Source organism: Ralstonia sp. PBBBR1, assembly GCF_002256165.1.
GTDB classification, from domain to species: Bacteria; Pseudomonadota; Gammaproteobacteria; order Burkholderiales; family Burkholderiaceae; genus Ralstonia; species Ralstonia thomasii.
In genome coordinates this window covers 329,473-353,790 of the sequence record NZ_NKIL01000007.1, presented here as the reverse complement: position 1 = coordinate 353,790, position 24,318 = coordinate 329,473, and the positions used below count along the sequence as shown (strand labels likewise).

Genomic DNA, 24,318 nt, shown 5'->3' with positions numbered 1-24,318 from the left:
CCCATCGCGGGCTCGTTGCATTTTGTCCGCCTGATTTCCTGCTGCCCGATGCGTCTGCCGCCCGATTCCCTCGCCCATGCCTTATCGCTTGCCGCCGTTGCACTGGGCAAGCTGCGGCACGGCACGGCATTGCCGCAAGCCATCGATGCCGTCTGCCAAGGGCAGCCCGCACCCGTGCGCGGCGCCGTGCAGGATCTCGCCTACCGCGCCACCCGATGGCTCGGCAGCACCGATTGGCTGATCCGCACGCTGATCCCGCGCCCGCCAGCCGAAGGCGCCGCCAATCTGCTGCGCGTGGCGCTCGCGCAATTGCTGGACGACCCGCTGCCGTACGCGCCGCTCACCGTGGTCGATCAGACCGTCACGGCCGCGTCGGCCGACCCGAAGCTTTCGCACGGCAAGGGCATGATCAATGGCGTGCTGCGTCGGTTCCTGCGCGAGCAACCTGCGCTGGTCGCAGACATGCAGGCGGATCCGTCGGCCGCCACCAACTACCCGATGTGGTGGATCGACGCCGTACGCAGCGCGTATCCCGACGCCTGGCAAACCATCCTGGCCGCCGGCAACCGCCGCCCGCCGATGGTGCTGCGCGTGAACCCGCGCCGCATTGCCGTCGACGCGTATCTCGCGCGCCTGGCCGAAGCAGGCATCGACGCCGAGCGCATCGGCGAACAGGCTGTACGCCTTGCGCGTGCCATTCCCGTTTCCGATGTGCCCGGTTTTGCCGATGGCGATGTCTCGGTGCAGGACGCCGGGGCGCAACTGGCGGCAACGCTGCTCGACGTGGCACCCGGCCAACGCGTGCTCGATGCCTGCGCCGCACCCGGCGGCAAGACGGGCCATCTGCTTGAGCTAGCCGACCGCCTGGACGCAACGGCGCTAGAGTCGGATGCCGCACGCGCCGTGCGCATCAGCGAAAATCTCACCCGCCTGAACCAGACCGCCACCATTTGCGTTGGCGACGCGGCGAAACCCGACACCTGGTGGGACGGCCGACCGTTCGACCGCATCCTGGCCGATGTGCCGTGCTCGGCCGCCGGCATCGTGCGGCGCCATCCGGACATCCGCTGGCTGCGTCGCCCGGCCGACCTCAAGGCGCTGGTCGCGCTGCAGCGGGACATCGTGCGCGCCCTGTGGGCATGCCTGAAGCCCGGTGGCAAGCTGGTTTATGTCACCTGTTCGATTTTTCCGACGGAAGGCGAGGACCAGGCCCGATGGTTTGAACGCCATCTGGAAGATGCGATACGATTGCACGCGCCCGGCCAGTTGCTGCCGGTCTCGCCCGACGCGGCGCAGGCCAGCGGGTTCGCCTCCGGCGCGTCGCCCATGCCGCTCGATCACGACGGCTTCTTTTACGCGGTTTTCCAGAAACGGCCCTGATGCACCGACCGTTGTGACTGCCATCCTTCGCCCATCGATCCGGCTGCTGCAAACCCGGTTCCGGCAGATTCTGCAACGGCTGGTCGCGCTGGTCGCATTGAGCATGCTGTTCCTGTGGTGCCCGGTCACGGCATCCGCACAGTCCATCGAAATCAACCGGGCCCAGCTCGAATACGCCGACGGCGGCTGGAACCTGTCCGCCGATTTCGATTTCGACCTGCCCAGCAACCTCGAAGACGCGGTCAACAAGGGCATCGCGCTCTACTTCCTGGTCGAATTCGAGCTGATCCGCCCGCGCTGGTATTGGTTTGACGACCACGCCATCAGCGCCACGCGTGTGGTGCGGCTGTCGTATCACCCGCTCACACGCCAATACCGCGTATCGACCGGCGGCCTGCAGGTGCCATTCTCGCGGCTGAAAGACGCCGTCGACTTCATGCAGCACGTGCGCGGCTGGCGCGTGTTCGAGCAGCGCGCCGTCAAGGCCGGCGAAACCGTCCAGGCCGAGGTACGCATGCGCCTGGACGTGACGCAGCTGCCCAAACCATTCCAGATCAACGCAGTCAACACGCGCGACTGGAATCTCAGTTCAGAGTGGAGGCGCTTCAGCCTGCTGGTGCCGAACGAGCCGCCTGCCCCGGCGCCCACGCCTGCTTCGCCACCGGCCAGCCCACCGGCATCCTCGCCGCCTGCTTCCGGTTCGTCGGGCCTGTCGCCCAATCCGGGCTGGGGGATGAGCGCCGGCCCGTCCAGCGCAGGCACGTTGCTGGCGCCCGCCAAATGATCTTCGATCGCAGCTACAAGCGGCTGCTCTATCAGGTGGTGGCCGGCACCATCGTCTTCCTGGCGATCGTGCTGGTCGGGCTGCTGGCTGCCGCATCGGCCAACACCGAGTTCTTCGACCGGTATTTCGCGCTGCTCTACAAGGTCAACCTCGTCATCGGGGTGCTGCTGGTGGTGATCATCGGCGGGCTGATGCTGGCGCTGGCGCTGCGCGCGCGGCGCGGCAAGTTCGGCACGCGGCTGATGACCAAGCTGGCGGTGTTCTTCGGCGTGGTGGGCGTCCTGCCGGGGGTGCTGATCTATCTGGTGTCGCTGCAGTTCGTGTCGCGCAGTATCGAGTCGTGGTTTGACGTGAAGGTCGAATCGGCGCTGGAGGCCGGCCTGAACCTTGGCCGCTCGACCATGGACACGGCGCTGGCCGATCTGCAGAACAAGGGCCGCCTGATCGCGGAGCAGGTGGGCGATGGGTCCACCTCGGCCACGGCCATCACGCTCAATCGATTGCGCGAGCAGTTCGGCGTGCAGGAGGCGACCATCTTCACGGCCAGCGGCCGCGTGATCGCCACCGCGTCAAACAGCTACGACACACTTGTGCCGAACCTGCCCGACCAGGCAGTGCTCGAACAGGCCCGCGCGCCGGGCGGCTATGCCAGCGTGGAAGGCGGCAGCGATACCGAAACCGATGGCGCCTCCGCGCCGGCCGCCGCGGCGCCATCGGCACGCAACAGTGGCCGCCGCAGCGATCTATACCAACTGCATGTGGTGGTGGCGCTGGGCACGTCGTTCCGCGAAGAGCCGAGCCTCGGGCTGAGCACGCCCGCACGCAAATGGGCCGGCACCGGTTTGCTGGCAGACCGCCGGCCGGACGATGGCAGCAGCACTTCGCGCGGCTTCGGGCTGATCGGCGAGAGCGGCCGCGACGAACGCTTCCTGCAGCTCGTGCAACCGGTGCCGCAGGCGCTCGCCCGCAATGCCGATGCCGTCCAGCGCGCCTACCAGGAATACCAGGAGAAAGCGCTCGGCCGCACGGGCCTGCGCAAGATGTACATCGGCACGCTCACGCTCACGCTGTTCCTGGCGGTGTTCATCGCGGTGATGCTCGCGCTGCTGCTCGGCGCACAGCTGGCACGGCCGCTGCTGATGCTGCTCCAGGGCACGCGCGAAGTGGCCGAGGGCGACCTCTCGCCCAAGCGAGAGCTGCATACGCGCGACGAACTCGGCGTGCTCACCCAACAGTTCAACCAGATGACGCGGCAGCTGGCCGACGCGCGCCGCGCCGTAGAGCAGAATCGAGCGGCACTTGAGCAATCGAAGGCCTATCTTGAGAGCGTGCTGACCAACCTGACCGCCGGCGTCTTCGTGTTCGACCATCGCTTCGTGCTGCTGACTGCCAACCCGGGTGCCGAGCGCATCTTCAAACAGCCCTTCGGCGCGTGGGTCGGCCAGGCGCTGACCAGCATCACGCCGGTGGCCGCCTTCGCACCGGTGGTCGAACAGGCCTTTGCCGAACAAGACGCAAGCACGGCCGCCGGCGGCGCGGCAGCCCACTGGCAGAAGCAGGTCGAAATTCCGCTTGAAGACGAAGATGAACCCCTCACGCTGCTGGTGCGCGGCACGCGCCTGCCCGGCCCGTCGGTGGGCGCACACGGCACCGAGCGCGGCTACGTGGTGGTGTTCGACGATATTTCCGACGTGATCTCGGCGCAGCGCTCGGTGGCGTGGGGGGAGGTCGCGCGGCGCCTCGCGCACGAGATCAAGAATCCGCTCACGCCCATCCAGCTCTCTGCCGAGCGCCTGGAGATGAAGCTCTCGCCCAAGTTGTCGGACACCGACGCCGAAGTGCTGCGGCGCGGCGCCACCACCATCGTCAACCAGGTGGCGGCGATGAAGCGCATGGTCGATGACTTCCGGGACTACGCCCGCACACCGCCGGCCATGCTGCAGGACCTGGACCTCAACGCGCTTGCCGCCGAGGTGCTGCACCTGTACGGCATCGATCACCCTGACCGCCGCGACCATCCCGTCATCGAGGCCAAGCTGGGCGCCAATCTGCCGCTCATCAAGGGCGACCCGACGCAACTGCGCCAGGTCATCCACAACCTCCTGCAGAATGCGCAGGACGCCGTGGCAGAGAACGAAGCGGCCGGGCGACCTGCTCCGCATGTCGTGTTGCAAACTGACACGGTAGAATACGACGACGCCTCGGGCGCGCGGCGGCAGGCCGTGCGGCTTGCGATCGCGGACAACGGCGGCGGGTTCTCTTCCCGCATCCTCAACCGCGCCTTCGAGCCGTACGTCACGACCAAAGCCAAGGGCACAGGATTGGGCTTGGCCATGGTGAAGAAAATCATGGACGAGCACGGGGCGCGCATCGAATTGCGCAACCGCCAGTCCAGCACAACATCGGGCACATCGGGTACCGACATCGTCGGCGCCCAGGTTTCCATACTGTTCGTAAAACTCGCGTAGCGCGGACGGCAATCCCGCCGCACATAGAGGAAAAGCATGGCCACCATCCTCGTTGTCGACGACGAAATGGGTATCCGGGAGTTGCTCTCCGAAATCCTCGGAGACGAAGGGCACGTTGTTGAAGTCGCCGAGAACGCGCAGCGCGCGCGCGAATACCGCGCGAACGCAACGCCCGACCTCGTCCTGCTCGATATCTGGATGCCGGATACCGACGGCGTGACGCTGCTCAAGGAATGGGCGTCGCAAGGTCTGCTGACCATGCCCGTCATCATGATGTCGGGCCACGCCACCATCGACACTGCTGTCGAGGCGACCAAGATCGGCGCGCTGAATTTCCTGGAGAAGCCCATCGCGCTGCAGAAACTGCTGACCGCGGTGGAGCAGGGGCTGTCGCGCAGCAAGGAAAAGCCGCGCTCGGCCACACCGGCTGCCGCTCCGGTGGCGGGACTCGCAGGCGCCATGCCAAACGCCGCCGCAGGTACACCCGCCGCGCTCGAGCGCACCGACATCAATGGCGTACCGACCCGTGCAGCCGAAAGCGGCGGCATGCAGTTCTCGTTCGACATGCCGCTGCGCGAGGCGCGCGACCTGTTTGAGCGCGCGTACTTCGAATATCACCTGCAGCGTGAAGGCGGCAGCATGACGCGCGTAGCAGAAAAGACCGGTCTGGAGCGGACTCACCTGTACCGAAAGCTCAAGCAACTGGGCGTCGAACTCTCGCGTAACAAGGGCGAACCGGCGACCTGATCATCAAAGTGCTCGGAGGTACTTGACGACAAGGCGCACACCCTGTCATACTTGCTTTTCTTTGCTTGGCCCGGTAGCTCAGTTGGTAGAGCAGCGGATTGAAAATCCGCGTGTCGGTGGTTCGATTCCGCCCCAGGCCACCAAAATTCTTCGCTCTTCAAGATCGATCGATTTTGCAGAGCAACAAAAAAGACCTCCTCGCGAGGTCTTTTTTCATTCCTGCGGCGCCATTCGCAGGCGCCCGCCCTCTCCCTTTTGCCGCTCCAGCCGCCGATCTGCGGCGCAGTGTCGCACTCACAAAAAATGTACCCGCACCTCTTGACGCAGCGCAGCTCAGGGTATACCTAGCGGCGCAAACTGCGCCAAACTGTCGCAGGTCTCGGTATAGTGACTCAACGCTATCAAACGGCAAGCACAAGGAGATTCTCCATGGCACTCGTTGGCACCGGTCACCACCACTTCCATTTCCACGCTTTCGACGGCATCAGCCGCAAGACGCGGTTGACATGGTTGCGCAATGCCGCAGCGCTGATGTGTTTGATGGCCCTCGTCGCGGCCATGTGGGTGGGCGGCAATCTGTCAGCCTTGATGCATACGCCGCTCATGAGCGGGATCTCGTCGCTGGGCGCGGTGATGATTCTTGCCTGTACGTGCATGGCGCTGAGCCTGCTTGGCCTGATCGGGGCTGGGTTCTTCCAGCTCCGCATGGAGCAGGTCGACGCACCGGCAACCTGAGAAACGCGCGCATCACACGCACAACGGAGGCTTCGGCCTCCGTTTTTGTTTGCCCGCCACGGCCGCACGCCTTGAGATGCGGCCGTTTTATTTTTTGCGCACCGCCGCCAAGGTGAATTCGGTATTGACTCAACTGTTTCAAATAAGTAGTTTACGAAACAGTTGAATCACCACGATCACCTCATGACGTTCGATGGGCTCATGCAGACGCTGCGCGACCGCGCGGGCGATCTGTCCCCGCAATTGCAGCGCGCCGCCATGTTGCTTGAGACGCACCAGCGCGACATCGCGCTGCTCTCGATGCGGGACCTGGCGCGCCGCTGCGACCTGCCGCCGGCCACGTTCTCGCGCCTGGCACGCGCGCTGGGCTTTGATGACTTTGCCGCCCTGCGCGACATCTGCGTGAACCACCTGCGCCAACAGGCCGATGGCTTTGCCGGCCGCGCCAGCGCGTTGCAGGGCGACGATGCGGCAGGCGCATCAGACGCCGAGCGCATCGGCATGGCCATCGGTGCGCATGTGCAATCGGCGTTTTCGCCGGCCAACCTGGCGGCGCTCGACACCGTGGCCGCCGCCCTCTGCAGGGCGCGCCGCGTCTTTTTGCTGGGCGCGCGCAGCTGCCTGGCGCTGACGCATGCGTTCGGCTATGCCGCCCAGCTGTTCGACGAGAAAGTCACGTTGTGCGCTGGCAGCGGCAACACGCTGGCCGACCCGCTGCGCTTTTGCGGCGAGGGCGACATTGTGGTGGCTGTCACCTTTGATCCCTACACGCGCGAAGTCATCGAGGCGATGCAGTACGCGCATGCGCGCGGGGCGCGCCTCGTGTACGTGACCGACAGCGCCATCGCCCCCGGCGCTGAACTGGCGTGGCAACACCTCGTCGCGCCTGTCGCCATTCCGTCGTTCTTCCATTCGCTGGCCGCACCGATGGCGCTGCTCGACGCGCTGCTGATGACGTGGTTCCGCCACGCCGGCCCAACGGCGCTCGCCCACCTGGCCGACAGCGACGCCCAGCTCAAGCAACAAGCCGCCTACGTGCGCAGCGCCCGCCGCAGTGAAGCGGCTGTCGCTGTGCCACCCACCCAACGTTGACCGTTCCCGATCGCCCATGACACCGTCCACCACCTCCGTCTTCCACCGCGACCCACGCAAGACGCTGCCCACCGCTGTCGGCGGCGATGGCATGACCCTCATCGACTCCGACGGCAAGCGCTATCTCGACGCCTGCGGCGGTGCCGCCGTTTCGTGTCTCGGCCACGGCCACCCGCGCGTGGTGGACGCCATCTGCAAGCAGGTGCGCGCGCTGGCTTATGCGCACACGTCTTTCTTCACGACGGACGCGGCCGAAGAACTGGCCGCACGCCTGGCCGCTGCGGCACCGGGCGATCTGGACCACGTGTACTTCGTCTCCGGCGGTTCGGAAGCGATTGAAGCGGCGCTGAAACTCGCACGCCAATACTTCGTTGAGATCGGCCAGCCGCAGCGCCAGTACTTCATCGCACGGCGCCAGAGCTATCACGGCAACACGCTGGGCGCACTGGCGATTGGCGGTAACGCATGGCGCCGGGAACCCTTCCTGCCGCTGCTAGTGCCTGCCCACCATGTATCCCCTTGCTATGCGTATCGCGAGCGCCTGGATGGCGAGAGCGACGCGCAATACGTGCAGCGCCTGGCCGATGAACTGGACGCGAAGATCGTCGAACTCGGCACGGAGAACGTCGCGGCCTTCGTCGCCGAGACGGTGGTGGGCGCCACGGCCGGCGCGGTGCCGCCGGTGGGTGACTACTTCCGCAAGATCCGCACAGTGTGCGATCGCCACGGCGTGCTGCTGTTGCTCGATGAGGTGATGTCCGGCATGGGGCGCACCGGCTACCTGTTCGCCTGCGAGGAAGATAGTGTGGTGCCAGACATGGTCGCCATTGCCAAGGGGCTGGGCGGCGGGTATCAGCCGATCGGCGCGACGCTGGTGAATCGCCGCATTGTCGACGCGATCACGAAAGGCAGCGGCTTCTTCCAGCATGGCCACACTTACATTGGCCACGCGACTGCGTGCGCGGCGGCGCTGGAAGTGCAGAAGGTGATCGAAGAAGAGAACCTGCTTGCCAACGTGCAGGCGCGTGGCGAGCAACTGCGTGCAGCGCTGCGTGCACGCTTTGCCGACCACGCCCACGTAGGCGACGTACGCGGGCGCGGGCTGTTCATCGGCGTGGAGCTGGTAGCGGATCGCGCAACCAAGGCGCCGCTGGCACCTGCATGCAAGACGCACGCGCGCGTGAAGGCCGAAGCGATGCAGCGCGGCCTGATGGTGTATCCGATGGGCGGCACGATTGACGGCCGGCGCGGTGACCACATCCTGCTGGCGCCGCCGTTCATCGCCACCGCTCAGGACATCGACGCCATCGTCGAACGCTTGGGCGATGCGGTTGACGCCGCCACCACCAAGGCGCTGGAGGCCGCGTGGTGACCCGGCCCATCGCCATCGCCGTTGCGCCCAACGGTGCGCGCAAGACGCACGCCGATCATCCCGCACTGCCGATCACGCCCGACGAACTGGCCGCCTGCGCACGCCAATGCGTGGATGCCGGCGCCGCGATGCTGCATCTGCATGTGCGCCGCGCCGACGGCACGCATAGCCTGGAGCCTGACGACTACCGTCCGGCCATCGCCGCCGTGCAACGAGCCGTGGGCGATGCGCTGGTGATTCAGATCACCACCGAGGCCGTTGGCATCTACACGCCCGAACAGCAGATGGCATCGGTGCGTGCGCTGCAGCCTGAAGCGATTTCCGCCGCGCTGCGCGAACTGGCACCGGATGCCGCGCACGACGCGCAAGCCGCGCGTTTCTTTGGTGAGCTTGCCGCCGCGCGCACGGCGATCCAGTACATCCTCTATTCCGCTGACGACGTGATGCGCTACCGCGACCTGCGCACACGCGGCGTGCTGCCCGACACGCCGCACTGGGTGCTGTTCGTGCTCGGCCGCTACAGCGCCGGCCAGCGCTCCGATCCCACCGACCTGTTGCCCTTCCTGCAAGCGTGGACCGACGGCGGTGCCATCACCGCCAACGTGCCTTGGGCGATGTGTGCGTTCGGCCCGCGTGAAGCCGAATGCGCGCTCAGCGCAGCGCTGCTCGGCGGCCATGCGCGCCTGGGGTTCGAAAACAACATGGCGCTGCCCGACGGCAGCACGGCGCCCGACAACGCGGCGCTCGTCCGCAACCTGCGGCGGCATCTCGACGCGCTGCACCTGCCGCTGGCCAGCGCGGCAGAGTTGCGCAACTGGTTCGGCCGTTAAGACGCACCGCATTCATCGCCACGAAGTCAAAGCACAGACGGCCGCAACACAACAGGCCGCGCACCACAACCATTGGAGGAAAGATGCGTTTGACCACCCGCTGTATCCGAACCTTCCCGCTGGCACTGGCCAGCCTGCTCGCGATCGGCGCGCACGCGCAGGCGCTGGACGGCACGCTGAAGAAAATCCAGGACAGCAACACGATCCTGATCGGCGTGCGCGAATCGTCGATTCCGTTTTCTTACCGCGACAGCAAGAACGAGATCGTCGGTTTCTCGGCAGACCTCTGCTCGCGCGTGATCGACGCCGTCAGGAAGAAGACGGGCAAGCCCAACTTGGACATCAAGCAGATTCCGGTGACGTCGCAGAACCGGACATCGCTGGTGCAGAACGGCTCGGTGGACCTCGAATGCGGCGTGACCACGCACCTGAAATCACGCGAGCAGCAGACCGCTTTTTCGACGACCTTCTTCATTGCCGGTACGCGCCTGCTGACCAACGTGAAATCGGGCGTGAAGGATTTTCCCGACCTGGCGGGCAAGTCGGTGATCACCAACGCGGGCACGACGTCGGAACGCATCCTGCGCAGGATGAACGACGAGAAGAAGATGAACATGAACGTGATCAGCGGCAAGGATTACGGTGAATCGTTCCTCACGCTGCAGAGCGGCCGCGTGGCGGCGTTCATGATGGATGACGTGCTGCTGGCCGGCTCACGCACGCTGGCGCAGAAGCCGGACGACTGGGTCGTGACCGGCACGCCGCAATCGTTCGAAGCTTACGGCTTCATGCTGCGCCGCGACGACCCGCAGTTCAAGAAGCTGGTGGACGACACCATGACCAGCGTGATGAAGAGCGGCGAAATCAAGGCGCTCTACGCCAAGTGGTTCGAAAAGCCGGTGCCGCCCAAGAACCTGAACTTCAACTTCCCGATGAACGATCAGTTGAAGGCGCTGTACGCCAACCCGAACGACACGCCGTTCGAGTAAGCGGCCGCACGGCCGGCTCTGGGTGCCAACCTAGACGCCGGCCTGCGCGACGGCCTCGATGCGGGCCTGATGCACGGCTTGTTTGATGTGCGCCGGGCTGTCGGCATGGCGCATGGCGACGGCGCCCGCGTCGATGGATGATGCGGCCTCCAGCGCGCGCAGCAGACGCGCGGTCTGCGGATAGCTGCGGTCTTCAAACCCGAGACGACCACGCGCATCGGCCTCGCACGCCTGCAGGGCCTGACGAAAACGATCGGGCTTGCGCAGGGCGTCGCAACGCTCAAGCAGGCGTACCAGCGCTGCCGCATCAAAGCCATCGCAGCGGTGAATGTTGCCGTGCTCGCGCGCCACCACCAGGGCGAGCTCGCGGCACTCTGTCGGCACACGCAGGCGCTGGCAGACGGCTTCGATCAGCGGCACGCTGCGCCCTTCGTGGCCGATGTGGCGCGGCAAGACGTCGTCGGGGGTGGTGCCCTTACCGAGGTCATGCACCAGCGCGGCAAAGCGTACCGGCAGCGACGTCGCCATCGCAGCAGCGGTTTCGATCACCATCATGGTGTGCACGCCGGTATCGACTTCGGGGTGGTAGTCGGCGCGCTGCGGCACGCCCCACAGCCGGTCAAGTTCGGGCAGCAGGCGCACCAGCGCACCGCAGTCACGCAGCACGGCAAACATGCGCTGCGGATGCGCCTCCATCAGGCCTCGGGCAATTTCCTGCCACACCCGCTCGGGCACCAGCGCATCGACTTCGCCGGCCTGCACCATGCGCTGCATCAGCGCGTTGGTTTCGGGTGCGACATGAAAATCGGCAAAGCGCGCAGCAAACCGCGCCAGCCGCAGGATGCGCACCGGGTCTTCCATGAACGCATCGGATACATGCCGGAACGTGCGCGAGGCCAGATCAGCCTGCCCTCCATACGGATCGACGACGGGGCCCACCAGCGCGCCGTCTTCCGCCACGCGCTGCGCCATCGCATTGATGGTCAGGTCGCGGCGGATGAGGTCGTCTTCGAGCGTGACGTCCGGCGCGTAGTAGACCGAGAAGCCCTTGTAGCCGGCAGCCGTCTTGCGCTCGGTGCGGGCGAGCGCGTATTCGGCATGCGTAGCGGGGTGCAGGAACACCGGGAAATCCTTGCCGACGGCACGAAAGCCCCGTGCCTCCATGGCTTCGGGCGTGGCCCCGACCACAACGTAATCCCGGTCCTGCACCGGCAGCCCGAGCAGCGCGTCACGAATGGCACCGCCCACGGCATACACATCCAGCCCGTGCGTGGCTGGATCGACGATGGCTTCCGTCTGTGATGCGCGTTCCGTCATTGATTGGCGGCAACCAGCGTGTCTTCGTCCGGCGCGGTGCGGTACGGCTCGTCGTCGGCGAGGAAGTCATGCTCGGCGCGCGCACCGTCGATCCATTCCTGCATGGCGGGCAGGTTGAGGATGGAGTCGGCGTAGGCCTTGGCGGCCTCCGGCAGACGTACACCATACGTGGCGAAGCGGCTGACCACCGGCGCGTAGAACGCATCGGCCACCGTGAAGTGGCCGAACAGGAACGGGCCTTCTGCCGCGTACTTCTGGCGCAGCTCGGTCCACATAGCGGCAATGCGGTCGATGTCGCGCTGCACCGCCACGTTCCAGCCCATGCCGGGCAGCACGGCCGTCACGTTCATCGGCATGTTGTTGCGCAGGTTGGTGAAGCCGCTGTGCATTTCAGCGCAGATCGAGCGGGCATGCGCGCGGGCCTTCGGGTCAGCCGGCCACAGTTGCGCGCGCGGAAAGCGCTCAGCCAGCGTCTCGCAGATGGCGAGCGAATCCCACACGTTCATGTCGCCGTCCACCAAGACCGGCACGCGGCCGGCGGGCGAATGGCGTGCCACGTCGGCGGCAAAGGTCTCGCTCAGCAGGCGCACGCGGATCTCTTCGAACGGAATGCCGGCCTGCTTGGCGAGCAGCCACGGCCGTAGCGACCACGACGAATAGTTCTTGTTGCCGATGACCAGTTTCATGATTCCCGTCCTTGGAGAGTGCACTGCAATTGTTGTGGGAGCCCGCCAGCATCGCGCAGGAATGCCGGGCGCTCTAGTTTTGTTGTATCGGAAGCGGCGAGCGGCAGCGCGAAGGCGAGCGAACCATTCTAGCCCTGCGCTGCAGCGCCACAAAATGAAACGGATTGGCCACGGTTGTGAAGCGGATTCACAAACAGGGCGAATCCTCCGCGTTTCCGTAGCGGCTAGCGATGGACCCGCGTACGTGCAGCACGCAATCCGCGGTCCGGCCCCAAGCCGGCCAGGGCCGGCAGCATCACGGCCTCCATGCCGAGCGGGTGGATGCCGAGTTCGGGCGCGACCGGTTCCATGCTGACGTTGTCCACACGCATGGAGTCGAGGTTGTCCCGCGAGATCGGCGCGCCGGGCAGGTGCTCCAGCAGCGCGGCCTGCATGCGACCCAGGCCTTCGGGCAGCGGCACGATCCAGCGCGGGTGGCCGCTGGCACGTCCGGCAAAGCGCATCAGTTCGGCCAACGTATAGACGCGCGGCCCGACCAGCGGGTAAGCATGCCGGATCGTCGCCGGCTTCTTGAGCGCATTGATGAACGCGGCGGCCACGTCGTCCACGTACACGGGCTGGAAGCGCGCATCGGCACAGGCCAGCGGCACAAACGGCGCCATCCGCTGCATGCTCGCGAACAGATTCAGGAAGTGGTCCTGCGGCCCGAACACTACCGAGGGACGGAACACCGTCCAGTCAAGCTCGCTGTTCATGACCACGCGTTCGCCGTCGCCCTTGCTGCGCAGGTACATCGATGGGCCGGCCGGGTCGGCGCCCAGCGCGCTCATGTGCAGCAGCCGGTTCACGCCATGGCGTCGGCATGCGGCGACGATGCGGCGGGGCAGGTCGACATGCACGCGCTGGAAGTTCGGCCCGTACGGCATCTCGCGCGCATCCTGCAGCACGCCGACGAGGTTGATGACGGCACAGTGCTCGCCGCCGCGCTCGGTCAGCGCCAGGAACAGCGCGTCGAGGGCGTCGTCGGCGTAGATGTCGGCATCCATCACGTCCACACGGGGCAGCAGCGTGAGGTTGTGCGCGCGGGACGACTCAGGATCGCGCGTGGGCACGATCATGCGGCCTTCGGGCAGGCCCGGCGCAGAAAATGTCTCCGTCACGAGCCGCGACAGCAACTGCGAACCGATAAAACCGGTACCGCCAAAGATGAGCAGATTGGAGGGCTGCATGGAGGCATCTCCAAGACGGGTGGGGGGGCAACACCACAATACATCCCGAACGCGATCGCCCCCAAGGTAAGTCGACACGGCGTGCCGCAGGCCACACTTCTGTGCGCCAGCCAGCGCACGCGTCCATGAAAAATGCCCGCGTTGCGGCGGGCATTGGGTGACAACCGGATGACGATGATGCGCTTACGGCAGATCGTCCGGCGTCACGGATTCCGGCACCACCTTGCCCAGGCGGTCCTTCAAGGACTGCGGGCGACCTGTCAGCAATGCGCTGTAGTACGTCGCGTTCGACAGCACGTTTTTCACATACGTGCGCGTCTCGTTGAACGGAATCGTCTCGGCGAAGATCGCGCCTTCCACCGGGCGCGCGAGCGTCGAGCGCCAGCGTTTCGGGCGGCCTGGGCCCGCGTTGTAGCCGGCAGTCGCCAGCGTGACCGAACTGTCCAGGTTGGTCAGGATCATCGACAGGTAGGCCGTACCCAGCAGCACGTTGGTATCGATGTCGCTCATCTGCGAAACGCGGAACCCCGGCAGGCCAATCTTCTTGGCAATGTGCTTGGCGGTTTCCGGCATCACCTGCATCAGGCCCGAGGCACCCACCGACGAACGTGCGTCCATGATGAAGCGGGATTCCTGGCGGATCAGGCCGTAGGCCCAGGCAATGTCCAACCCCACCGCATCGGCGTTGCGCTGGACCACATTGAGGTACGGCGTCGGGAAGCGCAGCGAGAAATCGTGCTCAGTCTTGGTCTTGTCCGCCGAATTGACGGTGCGATCGAGCAGGCCGAGCTTGCGGCCATATTCGGCTGCGGCCAGCAACTCGCGGTCGCTCATGTTGCGCAGCTCCCAGTTCCACTCGCGGTTGCCTTCGAAGCGCAGATTCAGGTCGTACAGCTTCTTGGCACGCCCAAAGCCCGGGTGGTTGCGGCCCATCACGTCGATCTCGGCGTCGGCCACGGTCGTGCGGGGCGGCACGGTGATGCGCTGACCGAGTTCTTCCTGCGCCAACTGGCCATAGAAGTTGAACTGGCCGGCAATCGACTGGAACTGCTGGCGAGCTTCATCGTTGCGATTGTCGGCCTTGAGCGCACGGCCATACCAGTACGTCCAGGCGGGGTCTCGATCGCGCAGGCTGGGACGCATTTTTTCAACGGCCTGACGCACCATCTTCCAATCCCCCGCGCGCAGGGCCGCGCGCACGCGCCACTCCTGCGACTCGTCGGAGAGGTAGGCATCGCCGCCGAGCGTCAGCTGGCGACGGTAGGCGTCCAGCGCATCCGGCGTCTGCTTCTTGGCGGCGTACTGGCCGATGACGCCCCAGCCCGCGCCTTGCTCTTCGCGCGACAGGCTGCCGGTTTGCGCCAACAGATACGCCGTCGCCTGCGACGGATCGTTGCGCGCCATGCGTGTCACGTTGGCCAGCGTATCGTTGTCCACGCGATCGCCGTCGGGCAGCAGCGCGGCAATGCGCGACGCCTGCGTGACGAGGTTCTGCTCCAGCGACAGCCGCGCCGCAAAGGCCACATCCGCACGGGTGAACTGCTTGGACTGCGCCAGATAGCCGATCAGGTCGACACACCCTTCGCCATAGCCCTTGGGATCCGACAGCGTGTTCCGTGCATCGGCTGCCACGTTCTGGCCCTTCATCGCGCGCGAGAGCAGGGCATAGCACTCGACCTGCGCATCGTCCTTCAGCACAAAGTTGGGGTACTCGGCATCGAAGGTGGCCCAATCGCGCTTCTTGCCGAGCACAAGCAGCCAGTCGTTGCGCAGCCGGTCGGCGATCGCCTCGCCCTTGTAGCGCTGCAGGAACGAGCGGATCTCATCTTCCGGGGCATCGGTACGCGCATAGCCGCTGGCATCGTACAGCTGCGGCTTGATGCGGAAGTACTGCACGTAGGACTGGATCGGGTAATCGGAGAGGCTGTCGGCCAGCTCCCAGCTGCGCGACACATCGTTGCGGCGCGCCGCGTTGCGCAGCTCGACAAACGCGTCATCCGGATTGGCTGGAATGCCCTGCGGCGCCTGGCGCTTTGCGGCCACCGCCAGCGGCGTCGGGCCGACCACACTCATGCCCACCACGCCCGCAAAAGCCAGCGCGACCGCGCGATATACTGCCTTGGCCTTCAATGTCATCTCCTGCCCCATCCAATCACTGTTAGGTCTGCCGAATTATCCCATGCCAGCCTCAGGCAACCCGCACGATCCGGCCAATCCCACCACGCCAATCGAATCGCGCCGCACGCTGCGCACCATGTTGCTCGATGCACGCGCCGCGCTGCCGGATCGCATTGCCCACGATGCTGCGCTGGCGCATCACCTGGCTGGGTTGCTGAATACACTGCCCGTCAAGCGCCTGGCCGCCTACTGGCCAACGCAGGGAGAGTTCGATGCGTTGACCGTGCTGGACCACTGGCTGGCGGCCGACGCCACGCGCCATGCACTGCTGCCTGTAGTGACTGACAAAGTTTCGCCACTTCAGTTTCGGCGATGGACGCCCAATTGTGAAATGACGCCCGGCGCGTACAACATCCCCATCCCCCGCTCGGGTGAGACGGAAACGCCCGATGCCTTGCTGATCCCCTGCGTGGGCTTTGACGCGCAGCGCTATCGCATTGGCTACGGCGGCGGCTTCTATGACCGCACGCTCGCTGCGCTGCATGCCGCCGGACACCGCCCCCGCACGATTGGCGTGGCATACGAAGTGAGCCGCGTGGAATCCATCGCACCGCAATCGCACGACATCGCGATGGACTGCATCATCACCGAGTGCGGCGCGTTTTAATCCGCCACAGGAAGACCATGTCCCACACGCTGAAAACCTTTGCCGACCTTGAAGCGGTGTATGGCGCCCCGAACCCGCGCTCGCTGCTCAAGGAGATCGACCACCTGAACGCCGACTACCGCGCGTTCGTGGAGGCGTCGCCGTTCATCGTGCTGTCATCGGTGGGCGCGCAGGGCACGGATGCCTCGCCGAAGGGCGACGCGCCGGGCTTCGTCCGCATCCTGAACGAACGCCTACTGGCGATTCCCGATCGACCCGGCAACAATCGCATCGACAACCTGCGCAACATCGTCGAAGACGGCCGCGTGTCGGTGCTCTTCATCGTGCCGGGCGTGGGTGAAACTTTGCGCGTGAACGGCACGGCCACCATCTCGGCCGATCCGGAGCTGCTCGCGTCATTTGCGGTGCAGGGCAGGCTGCCGCGCAGCGTGATCCTCGTGCAGGTGCTGACGGTGTATTTCCACTGTTCGAAGGCGCTGGTGCGCTCAAAGCTTTGGGAACGCGGCGCACAGGAAAACAAACCGGCCGTGCCCACCGCAGGCAAGATCCTGCAGCACATCAGCGGTGGCGCATTTGATGGCGACGCCTATGATCGCGAATTGCCCGAGCGCCTGAAGACCACGCTGTACTGAGCGTTCAGCGCTTGGCTGTCTTTTTTGCGGCGACCTTCTTGGTCGCCGTTGTCTTTGTTGCCTTGGGCGCCTTGGCAGTCTTCGCTGCAGCGCGCTTCGGCTTGGCCGCCTTGGCATTGGCATCACGCAGCGCGGCTTCAATGGCCAGCCGCGCCCAGTCGCGCAATGGCTGTCCACCATCGAGCGCCTCTGTCGGCGTGCTCAGATAGCCCGTCATGCTGATGGTGCGGCCGTTGCGCTCGTAACTGAACGGCGTGCATTTTTCAGCAAGGAAACGTTCGCGCGTGAGGTCGTCCACGCGCAGGTAAGACGTGCCGCGCATCACCAGCGCAAACACGATGTCGTCGTAGTACAGCGCCGCACCGCTGAACATCCGGCGGGCGCGGATCTCGCCGATCTGTGCGGCGAGCGGCCGGAGTTCGTCAAGCAACCAGGCGATCAGTGGATCGGGTGCGGCCGCCATGACGATCTCCTTTGCTGCGCTCTTCCGGTTACAGGCCCAGCCGCTGCCAGATCGCCCGCGTGGAGCCGGCGGCGTTGAGCGTGTAAAAGTGCAGGCCCGGCGCGCCGCCTTGCAGCAGGCGGTCACACATGGCCGTCACCACGTCCAGACCGAAGGCGCGGATCGATTCACGGTCGTCGCCGAAGCCTTCGAGGCGCTTGGCGATCCAGCGCGGCACTTCCGCACCGCACATCTCGGAAAAGCGCATGAGCTGCGACGAATTCGTGATCGGCATGATGCCGGGCACGATGGGCACGTCCACGCCGAGCTTGCGTGCGTCGTCGACGAACTGGAAATACGCGTCGGCGTTGAAGAAGTATTGCGTGATAGCGGAGTCCGCACCGGACTTCACCTTGCGGGCGAAGTTCTCCAGATCGTGCCGGGCGGAGCGCGACTGCGGGTGGTATTCCGGATACGCCGCCACTTCGATGTGGAACGCCTCGCCGGTTTCCTGGCGGATGAATTCGACCAGCTCATTGGCGAAGCGAAATTCACCGATCTCGCCCATGCCTGAGGGCATATCGCCGCGCAGCGCCACGATGCGGCGGATGCCGTGCTCGCGATACGTGTTGAGAATGCCGCGGATGCTCTCGCGCGACGAGCCCACGCACGACAGGTGCGGCGCCGCCTCGATGCCTTCGCGCTGGATTTCCACCACGGCGTCGAGCGTGCCCTGCTGCGTGGTGCCGCCCGCGCCAAACGTCACGGAAATAAAGCGCGGCTTGAGCGGCGAAAGCTGCGCGCGTGTGTTGCGCAGCTTCTCGGCGCCTTCCGCCGTCTTGGGCGGGAAGAATTCGAAACTGAATTGACGGTCTTGCATGACAGAAACCTTAAGCCTCGCGCAGCAACAGGCTCGAGAGCAGCCACGAGATCACGCTGTACAGGATGGAACCCAGCAGCGCGGCGCCAAAGCTGGCCACCTGGAAGCCCGCCAGCAGGTTGCCGACAAACAGGAACAGCAGCGCGTTGATGATGAAGATGAACAGCCCGAGCGTGAGCAGCGTCACCGGCAGGGTGAGGATCACCAGGATCGGGCGGATCAGCGTGTTGACCAGACCCAGCACGAGCGCCGCGATCAGCGCGGAGCCGAAGCCGTTGACGTGAATGCCTTTGAGCAGATAGGCGACAAGAAGCAACGCCAGCGCGTTGATGACCCAGACAGCGAGCAGTCTCATGGGGAGTCCTCGGGTTGAATGCCGGCGGCGGAGATTGCCGCCGGCAGGTACGGCTTAGTAGCGGTAGTGGTCAGCCTTGTACGGGCCTTCCTTGCTCACGCCGATGTAGGCAGCTTGCTGGTCGGTCAGCTCGGTCAGTTGCGCGTTCAGCTTCTTGAGTTGCAGGCGCGCGACCTTCTCGTCCAGGTGCTTGGGCAGCGTGTAGACGCCCACCGGGTACTTGTTCGAGCCCTTCACCGCTTCCGTCCACAGCTCGATCTGCGCGATGGTCTGGTTGGCAAACGAGCTGCTCATCACGTACGACGGGTGGCCCGTGGCACAGCCGAGGTTCACCAGGCGGCCCTTGGCCAGGATGATGATCTTCTTGCCGTCGGGGAAGATCACGTGATCGACCTGCGGCTTGATCTCTTCCCACTGGTACTTTTCAACGGAGGCGATGTCGATCTCGTTGTCGAAGTGACCGATGTTGCAGACGATGGCCTGGTCCTTCATCTTGGCCATGTGGTCGTGCGTGATGACGTGGTAGTTGCCCGTGCAGGTCACGAAGATGTCGCCGTGCTCGGCGGCGTAGTCCATCGTCACCACGCGGTAGCCTTCCATGGCGGCCTGCAGCGCGCAGATCGGGTCGATCTCGGTCACCCACACTTGCGCCGACAGTGCGCGCAGTGCCTGTGCCGAGCCCTTGCCCACGTCGCCGTAGCCGGCCACGATCGCCACCTTGCCGGCGATCATCACGTCGGTGGCGCGCTTGATGCCGTCGACAAGCGATTCACGGCAGCCGTACAGGTTGTCGAACTTGCTCTTGGTGACCGAGTCGTTGACGTTGATGGCCGGGAAGCGCAGTTCGCCGCGCTGGGCCATCTGGTACAGGCGGTGCACGCCCGTGGTGGTTTCTTCGGTCACGCCCTTGATGGCGTCGAGGTTGCGGCTGTAGAACGTTGCGTCCTTGGCCAGCTTTTCCTTGATGGCGGCAAACAGGAAGGTTTCTTCTTCGCTGCCCGGATGGGCAAGCACGGAGACGTCCTTCTCGGCCTTGGCGCCCAGATGCAGCAGCAGCGTTGCGTCGCCGCCGTCGTCCAGGATCATGTTGGGGGTGCCGCCATCGGCCCATTCGAAGATGCGGTGGGTGAAGTCCCAGTATTCCTGGAGCGATTCGCCCTTGAACGCAAACACCGGCGTGCCCGTTGCGGCAATCGCGGCGGCAGCGTGGTCCTGCGTCGAGAAGATGTTGCACGAGGCCCAGCGCACGTCGGCGCCGAGTGCCTTGAGCGTCTCGATTAGCACGGCGGTCTGGATGGTCATGTGCAGCGAGCCGGCAATGCGCGCGCCCTTGAGCGGCTGGCTCGCGGCAAACTCATCGCGAATCGCCATCAGGCCGGGCATTTCGGTCTCGGCAATGGCGATTTCCTTGCGGCCCCAGTCGGCCAGCTTGATGTCGGCGACGAGGTAGTCGTGTTTCAGATCGGTGACAGCGTTCATTGGATCACTCCGAAAAAGAGGGGTGACCGCACGCGGGGAGATGACCACTGGGACAGGGCCCATGCTGGGGCCCCGGATAGAAGCGTTCTCGCCATCGTGTCAGCCACGATACTGCGAGCGCCGTTTGAACTTCCGAGCCTGGCGGCCGCCCCGTCTGAACTTGGGCCGGTCGTTGCAACGCTCCTCGGAATGGGCTGGATTGTAGCGGATTCGGCCGTCCGCCACCACGGCCGTTCATTGCTCCAGCAGCATATTCAGCATCCGCTGCGGATTCGCCAGAAAGTCCCGCGTGACCTCAAAGTGTTCGGTCCCTTCGTAGGCGATGCGCCGGATGCCGCCGCCGTCACATTGGTAGATCCACGCGTCGGGATAGGCCATCAGGATGGGCGAGTGCGTGGCGATCACGAACCGGCTTTCCGCCTGCACCAGATCATGCAGGCGCGAGAGCACCGCCAGTTGCCGCTGCGGTGACAGCGCCGCCCTCCGGTTCGTCGAGCAGGTACGGGCCGTTCGGGCCGAAGCGGTTCATCAGCAGCGCGAGAAACGATTCCCCATGCGATTGCGCATGCAGCGATCGACCGCCTTAGGAATCGATCACGAGCCCGCCCAGGCCCGGTTCTTCATCCATCTGCTGGATGTTTGGTGGCCACGTTGAAGAAGCTCTCGGCGCGCAGAAAGAACTCGGTGCGCGGCTTGCGAAAGCCCCTGGCAATGCGCAGATGCGCGTGCAGCTCGGAGTGCGACGCATGCGTGCTGAAGTGGAAGTTGCGCGAGCCGCCCTCGGCGTTGAAGACGAGCGCCACGGCAATCGCCTCCATGAGCGTGGATTTGCCTGAGCCGTTTTCGCCAACGAAGAACGTGACTTTGGGATGCAACTCCAGCGTATTGAGGGCGCGCACGGCCGGCAGGCTGAACGGATCGGCGTCGAAGGCGGTAACGGTCTCGCGCCGCAGCGTGACATGGCTGACGAACTGGCGAGTGAGCATGGAAAGCGCGGGCCAAATCGCAGATGCCGCATCGTATCGCCCCGCCTGCCGGCCCGGGACCGGTTGTCTGCTCAGGCAATCGAGCCTCGGTAGCGCGCAACGCGCCGTAGTGTCAATGCGCTGTCACAGGCCAACCTTGCGATCCGGTTAGGAAGTGGCGCACCCGCATCATGGATGTGCAACACGCGGCCTCCAAAGTGCCGGGCATCGTTCAGGGAGCCAACGATGCACAACCACAAACTTACGAAGTACGCCGCCGCCGTGGCAGCCGCGCTCGCCATGGCAGCGTGCGGCAGCGACGGCACATCCAGCAACGCCGGCACCGCAGCGCCCGACGCCGGTACGCCCACCACGCCCGCCAAGAACGTCGTGTTCTTCCTGGGCGACGGCATGGGCATGACCACCATGACCGCCGCGCGCATCTACAAGGTGGGCGAAGACGGCGAGCTGACCATGGACACGCTGCCGGAAACCGGCTTCGTGCGTACGTTCTCGAACAACGCGCAGGTGACCGACTCGGCGCCGTCGATGTCGGCCTACATGACCGGCGTGAAGATGAACAACGAGGTCATCTCGATGTCGCCGGACACGATGGCCTATGACGCGGGCGGCAAAGATTACATCTCGGGTGCCGACAGCACCTGCCCGAGCGGCAACGGCAAGCCCGTCACGACGCTGCTCGAACTGATGAAGGCCGCGGGCTACGGCACGGGCGTGGTCACCACCACGCGCATCACGCACGCCACGCCGGCCGCCACGTATTCGCACATCTGCCATCGCGACGGCGAAAACACCATCGCCGCGCAGCTCACGCCGGCCGGCAAAGGCTTCAACGCTGCGCTGGGCGATGGTGTGGACGTGGTCTTCGGCGGTGGCCGCAAGCACTTCCAGCCGACCACCGCAGGCGGCGCACGCACCGATGGCCGTGACCTGATCGCCGAACTCAAGGCGGGCGGCTACCGCTATGCCAGCAACAAGGCCGAGTTCGACACGCTGCAAGCCACCGACGGCAAGGTCGTCGGCCTGTTCACGAGCAGCCACATGTCGTACGACCTGGATCGTGATCCGAGCAAGGAACCGAGCCTGGGCGAGATGACCAACAAGGCCATCGACGTGCTGGCCGCCAAGAAGAAGGGCTTCTTCCTGATGGTGGAAGGCGGCCGCATCGACCACGCGCTGCACGAGACCACCGCCCGCAAGGCGCTGCAGGACACGGTGGCGTTCGACTCCGCCATCCGCGGCGCGATCGACAAGCTCAACACGATCGACCCGGGCCTGAAGAACACGCTGATCGTCGTCACGGCTGACCACGACCACACGCTGGTGCTCAACGGCTACGCCAAGCGCACGGGTCCGACCAGTGACAGCAACCCCGGCGTGCTGGGCCTGCTCAAGAACTACGTGACGGGCGCCAACGCCACCGACACGGGCGGCAACCCGTTCACCATCATCGGCTTCGGCACGGGTGAGAACCGCCCGGCCACGCGCGGCGCGCTGACCGATGCTGCCGTGTACGACAAGAGCTACCACCAGGAAGCCGTGATCCCGGTTGCTCCGGGTGGCGAAACGCATGGCGGCACCGATGTCTTCATCGGCGCACGCGGCCTGGGCGCCGAGCGCTTTACCGGCACGATGGACAACACCGAGGTCTTCGGCCTCATCAAGCAGGCCGTGGGTCTGTAAGAGGGAGAGGGCACATCATGAACACGCAATCGAACCGTATCCTGCGCGCCACGCTGCTGGCGCTGGCGGCCGGTGCCTGCGCACAAGCGCACGCCGCCGGTGAAGCCAAGAACGTGATCTTCTTCCTGGGCGACGGCATGGGCCCGACCACCGTCACCGCCACGCGCATCTACAAGGTGGGCGAGGCCGGCCGCCTGACCATGGAATCGCTCAAGCGCACGGCGCGCATCAAGACGTACTCCAACGATGCGCAGACCACCGACAGCGCGCCGTCGATGTCGGCGTACATGACCGGCGTGAAGATGAACAACGAAGTCATCTCCATGTCGGCCGACACCAAGGCCAGCGACGCCACCGGCAAGGGCTACGTGAGCGGTGCAGACAGCACGTGCCCCGCCAACAACGGCACGCCCGCCGTGACGCTGCTCGAACTCGCCAAGGCTGCCGGCAAATCGGTGGGCGCGGTGACGACCACGCGCGTTACGCACGCCACGCCGGCCGCCACGTATTCGCACATCTGCCACCGCGACGGTGAAAACCAGATCGCCGCGCAAGGCACGCCTGGCAACGCGCTGTACAACGCCGCGCTCAAGGATGGCCTGGACGTGCTGCTCGGCGGCGGCCGCCGTCATTACCTGCCGCAAGGCACGACGGGCAGCAAGCGCACCGACACGACCGACCTGATCGCCCAGTTCCAGGCAGCCAACTACACCTATGTGTCCACCGGCACGCAACTGGCGGCTGTCAACCCGGCCACCACGAACAAGCTGCTCGGCCTGTTCAACCTCGACCACATGAACTACGAGCTGGACCGCGTGAAGAAGAGCGTGGACGAGCCGAGCCTGGCGGACATGACCGAGAAGGCCATCCGCGTGCTGCAGAAAAACGGCAAGGGCTACTTCCTGATGGTGGAAGGTGGCCGTATCGACCACGCGCTGCACGGCACCAATGCCAAGCGCGCACTGGAAGATGCCGGCGCATTCGACGAAGCCATCAAGCGTGCGCTGGGCACGGCGGATCTGTCGAACACGCTCATCGTCGTCACAGCCGACCACGACCACACGATGACGATCAACGGCTACCCCCGCAAAGGCAACCCGATCCTCGGCGTGTCGAACGACATCAAGACCGGCCAGCCGCAATTGGCCGCCGACGGCCTGCCGTACACCACGCTGGTGTTCGGCAACGGCGGCACAACGCGCAAGGCCACCCGCGACAACGTGGCCGCGGTCGATACGGCTGCAGACGATTACCTGCAGGAAGTGGGGGTGCAGCTCGGCACGCCTGGTTCGGAAACGCACGGCGGCGGGGATGTGATGCTGTTCTCCTCTGGTCCGGGCAGCGCACCGCTGAAGGGCACGCTGGACAACACGAAAGTGTTCGGCGTGGTCAAGACGGCCATGGGCCTCTGATTCCTGCGTTTCCATTGATGCGCATGCCGAGGCAA

Annotated in this window: 21 protein-coding genes, 1 tRNA gene, 1 pseudogene and 1 riboswitch; of the genes and pseudogenes, 14 read left to right on the top strand and 9 right to left on the bottom strand. The window is 65.3% G+C overall.

The features are described 5' to 3' along the window. Positions 1–48 precede the first annotated feature (48 nt). The 10 genes from rsmB (at position 49) to CFE42_RS15060 (ending at position 10,397) form a co-directional block, all read left to right on the top strand. Positions 49–1,380, top strand: coding sequence for a 16S rRNA (cytosine(967)-C(5))-methyltransferase RsmB (gene rsmB / locus CFE42_RS15105; protein ID WP_004628326.1), 1,332 nt, complete (start codon positions 49–51; stop codon positions 1,378–1,380). A 13-nt stretch (positions 1,381–1,393) separates the two neighbouring features. After that, on the top strand, positions 1,394–2,164 hold the full coding sequence (locus tag CFE42_RS15100; RefSeq protein ID WP_037043767.1) for a DUF4390 domain-containing protein: 771 nt from the start codon (positions 1,394–1,396) through the stop codon (positions 2,162–2,164). After that, complete coding sequence (locus CFE42_RS15095; RefSeq protein ID WP_004628329.1) at positions 2,161–4,632, top strand: PAS domain-containing sensor histidine kinase; 2,472 nt, start codon at positions 2,161–2,163, stop codon at positions 4,630–4,632. The genes CFE42_RS15100 and CFE42_RS15095 overlap by 4 nt, the downstream gene beginning before the upstream one ends. A 36-nt stretch (positions 4,633–4,668) precedes the next feature. Then, on the top strand, positions 4,669–5,379 hold the full coding sequence (locus CFE42_RS15090; protein ID WP_004628331.1) for a response regulator: 711 nt from the start codon (positions 4,669–4,671) through the stop codon (positions 5,377–5,379). A gap of 67 nt (positions 5,380–5,446) precedes the next feature. After that, positions 5,447–5,522 (top strand) — tRNA-Phe (locus CFE42_RS15085). 286 nt (positions 5,523–5,808) lie between these two features. Continuing rightward, positions 5,809–6,114 (top strand): hypothetical protein, encoded by a 306-nt coding sequence (locus CFE42_RS15080; RefSeq protein ID WP_004628332.1) that lies wholly within the window; start codon positions 5,809–5,811, stop codon positions 6,112–6,114. Between the two features lie 183 nt (positions 6,115–6,297). Next, the gene (locus tag CFE42_RS15075; RefSeq protein WP_004628334.1) at positions 6,298–7,206 is read left to right on the top strand and encodes a MurR/RpiR family transcriptional regulator; all 909 of its coding nucleotides are present in this window, start codon (positions 6,298–6,300) and stop codon (positions 7,204–7,206) included. Between the two features lie 16 nt (positions 7,207–7,222). Then, positions 7,223–8,578 (top strand): aspartate aminotransferase family protein, encoded by a 1,356-nt coding sequence (locus CFE42_RS15070; RefSeq protein ID WP_004628336.1) that lies wholly within the window; start codon positions 7,223–7,225, stop codon positions 8,576–8,578. Continuing rightward, the gene (locus CFE42_RS15065) at positions 8,575–9,408 is read left to right on the top strand and encodes a 3-keto-5-aminohexanoate cleavage protein (protein ID WP_037043822.1); all 834 of its coding nucleotides are present in this window, start codon (positions 8,575–8,577) and stop codon (positions 9,406–9,408) included. Before CFE42_RS15070 ends, CFE42_RS15065 begins: the two co-directional genes overlap by 4 nt. Positions 9,409–9,491: 83 nt before the next feature. Further along, positions 9,492–10,397: a glutamate/aspartate ABC transporter substrate-binding protein gene (locus CFE42_RS15060; protein ID WP_004628340.1), complete on the top strand. Its 906-nt coding sequence runs from the start codon at positions 9,492–9,494 to the stop codon at positions 10,395–10,397. 30 nt (positions 10,398–10,427) lie between these two features. Here the strand turns inward: CFE42_RS15060 and CFE42_RS15055 are convergent, their stop codons facing one another. The 4 genes from CFE42_RS15055 to CFE42_RS15040 form a co-directional block, all read right to left on the bottom strand. Beyond that, positions 10,428–11,714, bottom strand: coding sequence for a multifunctional CCA addition/repair protein (locus tag CFE42_RS15055; protein ID WP_004628342.1), 1,287 nt, complete (start codon positions 11,712–11,714; stop codon positions 10,428–10,430). Then, positions 11,711–12,400, bottom strand: a complete 690-nt coding sequence (locus CFE42_RS15050; RefSeq protein WP_004628344.1) for a glutathione S-transferase family protein — start codon at positions 12,398–12,400, stop codon at positions 11,711–11,713. The genes CFE42_RS15055 and CFE42_RS15050 overlap by 4 nt, the downstream gene beginning before the upstream one ends. Before the next feature lie 224 nt (positions 12,401–12,624). Beyond that, positions 12,625–13,629 carry a complex I NDUFA9 subunit family protein gene (locus tag CFE42_RS15045; RefSeq protein WP_004628346.1) on the bottom strand — a complete coding sequence of 335 codons (1,005 nt, stop codon included), beginning with the start codon at positions 13,627–13,629 and terminating at the stop codon, positions 12,625–12,627. A gap of 183 nt (positions 13,630–13,812) precedes the next feature. Then, on the bottom strand, positions 13,813–15,765 hold the full coding sequence (locus tag CFE42_RS15040; protein WP_004628348.1) for a lytic transglycosylase domain-containing protein: 1,953 nt from the start codon (positions 15,763–15,765) through the stop codon (positions 13,813–13,815). Between the two features lie 43 nt (positions 15,766–15,808). On the opposite strand from CFE42_RS15040, the gene CFE42_RS15035 reads away from it, so the two are divergent. Together CFE42_RS15035 and CFE42_RS15030 are read left to right on the top strand one after the other, a co-directional pair. After that, on the top strand, positions 15,809–16,414 hold the full coding sequence (locus tag CFE42_RS15035) for a 5-formyltetrahydrofolate cyclo-ligase (RefSeq protein WP_004628349.1): 606 nt from the start codon (positions 15,809–15,811) through the stop codon (positions 16,412–16,414). 17 nt (positions 16,415–16,431) lie between these two features. After that, complete coding sequence (locus CFE42_RS15030) at positions 16,432–17,046, top strand: pyridoxamine 5'-phosphate oxidase family protein (RefSeq protein ID WP_004628351.1); 615 nt, start codon at positions 16,432–16,434, stop codon at positions 17,044–17,046. Positions 17,047–17,050: 4 nt separating this feature from the next. On the opposite strand, the gene CFE42_RS15025 is transcribed toward CFE42_RS15030, so the two are convergent. From CFE42_RS15025 to CFE42_RS15005, 5 genes and pseudogenes are all read right to left on the bottom strand, one after another. Beyond that, the gene (locus CFE42_RS15025; protein ID WP_004628353.1) at positions 17,051–17,509 is read right to left on the bottom strand and encodes a TfoX/Sxy family protein; all 459 of its coding nucleotides are present in this window, start codon (positions 17,507–17,509) and stop codon (positions 17,051–17,053) included. 28 nt (positions 17,510–17,537) lie between these two features. Then, on the bottom strand, positions 17,538–18,368 hold the full coding sequence (metF, locus tag CFE42_RS15020; protein WP_004628355.1) for a methylenetetrahydrofolate reductase [NAD(P)H]: 831 nt from the start codon (positions 18,366–18,368) through the stop codon (positions 17,538–17,540). Between the two features lie 10 nt (positions 18,369–18,378). Next, positions 18,379–18,723, bottom strand: a complete 345-nt coding sequence (locus tag CFE42_RS15015; RefSeq protein WP_004628357.1) for a phage holin family protein — start codon at positions 18,721–18,723, stop codon at positions 18,379–18,381. 54 nt (positions 18,724–18,777) lie between these two features. After that, complete coding sequence (gene ahcY, locus CFE42_RS15010; protein ID WP_004628358.1) at positions 18,778–20,202, bottom strand: adenosylhomocysteinase; 1,425 nt, start codon at positions 20,200–20,202, stop codon at positions 18,778–18,780. Between the two features lie 108 nt (positions 20,203–20,310). Continuing rightward, positions 20,311–20,394, bottom strand: a riboswitch (S-adenosyl-L-homocysteine riboswitch). Between the two features lie 42 nt (positions 20,395–20,436). Beyond that, a pseudogene (locus tag CFE42_RS15005) lies at positions 20,437–21,188 on the bottom strand (AAA family ATPase). 225 nt (positions 21,189–21,413) lie between these two features. On the opposite strand from CFE42_RS15005, the gene CFE42_RS15000 reads away from it, so the two are divergent. Both CFE42_RS15000 and CFE42_RS14995 read left to right on the top strand, forming a co-directional pair. After that, complete coding sequence (locus tag CFE42_RS15000) at positions 21,414–22,871, top strand: alkaline phosphatase (protein ID WP_004628365.1); 1,458 nt, start codon at positions 21,414–21,416, stop codon at positions 22,869–22,871. 17 nt (positions 22,872–22,888) lie between these two features. Then, positions 22,889–24,283, top strand: coding sequence for an alkaline phosphatase (locus CFE42_RS14995; RefSeq protein WP_004628368.1), 1,395 nt, complete (start codon positions 22,889–22,891; stop codon positions 24,281–24,283). Positions 24,284–24,318: the final 35 nt, after the last annotated feature.

Excerpts from the sequence above, each read along its gene's own strand:
- CFE42_RS15060 (WP_004628340.1), top strand. The coding sequence starts at position 9,492 with ATGCGTTTGACCACCCGCTGTATCCGAACCTTCCCGCTGGCACTGGCC.
- ahcY (WP_004628358.1), bottom strand. The coding sequence starts at position 20,202 with ATGAACGCTGTCACCGATCTGAAACACGACTACCTCGTCGCCGACATC.
- CFE42_RS15000 (WP_004628365.1), top strand. The coding sequence starts at position 21,414 with ATGCACAACCACAAACTTACGAAGTACGCCGCCGCCGTGGCAGCCGCG.
- CFE42_RS15070 (WP_004628336.1), top strand. The coding sequence starts at position 7,223 with ATGACACCGTCCACCACCTCCGTCTTCCACCGCGACCCACGCAAGACG.
- CFE42_RS15040 (WP_004628348.1), bottom strand. The coding sequence starts at position 15,765 with ATGACATTGAAGGCCAAGGCAGTATATCGCGCGGTCGCGCTGGCTTTT.
- CFE42_RS15050 (WP_004628344.1), bottom strand. The coding sequence starts at position 12,400 with ATGAAACTGGTCATCGGCAACAAGAACTATTCGTCGTGGTCGCTACGG.
- CFE42_RS15075 (WP_004628334.1), top strand. The coding sequence starts at position 6,298 with ATGACGTTCGATGGGCTCATGCAGACGCTGCGCGACCGCGCGGGCGAT.
- CFE42_RS15015 (WP_004628357.1), bottom strand. The coding sequence starts at position 18,723 with ATGAGACTGCTCGCTGTCTGGGTCATCAACGCGCTGGCGTTGCTTCTT.
- CFE42_RS15080 (WP_004628332.1), top strand. The coding sequence starts at position 5,809 with ATGGCACTCGTTGGCACCGGTCACCACCACTTCCATTTCCACGCTTTC.
- metF (WP_004628355.1), bottom strand. The coding sequence starts at position 18,368 with ATGCAAGACCGTCAATTCAGTTTCGAATTCTTCCCGCCCAAGACGGCG.
- rsmB (WP_004628326.1), top strand. The coding sequence starts at position 49 with ATGCGTCTGCCGCCCGATTCCCTCGCCCATGCCTTATCGCTTGCCGCC.
- CFE42_RS15095 (WP_004628329.1), top strand. The coding sequence starts at position 2,161 with ATGATCTTCGATCGCAGCTACAAGCGGCTGCTCTATCAGGTGGTGGCC.
- CFE42_RS15055 (WP_004628342.1), bottom strand. The coding sequence starts at position 11,714 with ATGACGGAACGCGCATCACAGACGGAAGCCATCGTCGATCCAGCCACG.
- CFE42_RS15025 (WP_004628353.1), bottom strand. The coding sequence starts at position 17,509 with ATGGCGGCCGCACCCGATCCACTGATCGCCTGGTTGCTTGACGAACTC.
- CFE42_RS15045 (WP_004628346.1), bottom strand. The coding sequence starts at position 13,629 with ATGCAGCCCTCCAATCTGCTCATCTTTGGCGGTACCGGTTTTATCGGT.
- CFE42_RS15030 (WP_004628351.1), top strand. The coding sequence starts at position 16,432 with ATGTCCCACACGCTGAAAACCTTTGCCGACCTTGAAGCGGTGTATGGC.
- CFE42_RS14995 (WP_004628368.1), top strand. The coding sequence starts at position 22,889 with ATGAACACGCAATCGAACCGTATCCTGCGCGCCACGCTGCTGGCGCTG.
- CFE42_RS15035 (WP_004628349.1), top strand. The coding sequence starts at position 15,809 with ATGCCAGCCTCAGGCAACCCGCACGATCCGGCCAATCCCACCACGCCA.
- CFE42_RS15090 (WP_004628331.1), top strand. The coding sequence starts at position 4,669 with ATGGCCACCATCCTCGTTGTCGACGACGAAATGGGTATCCGGGAGTTG.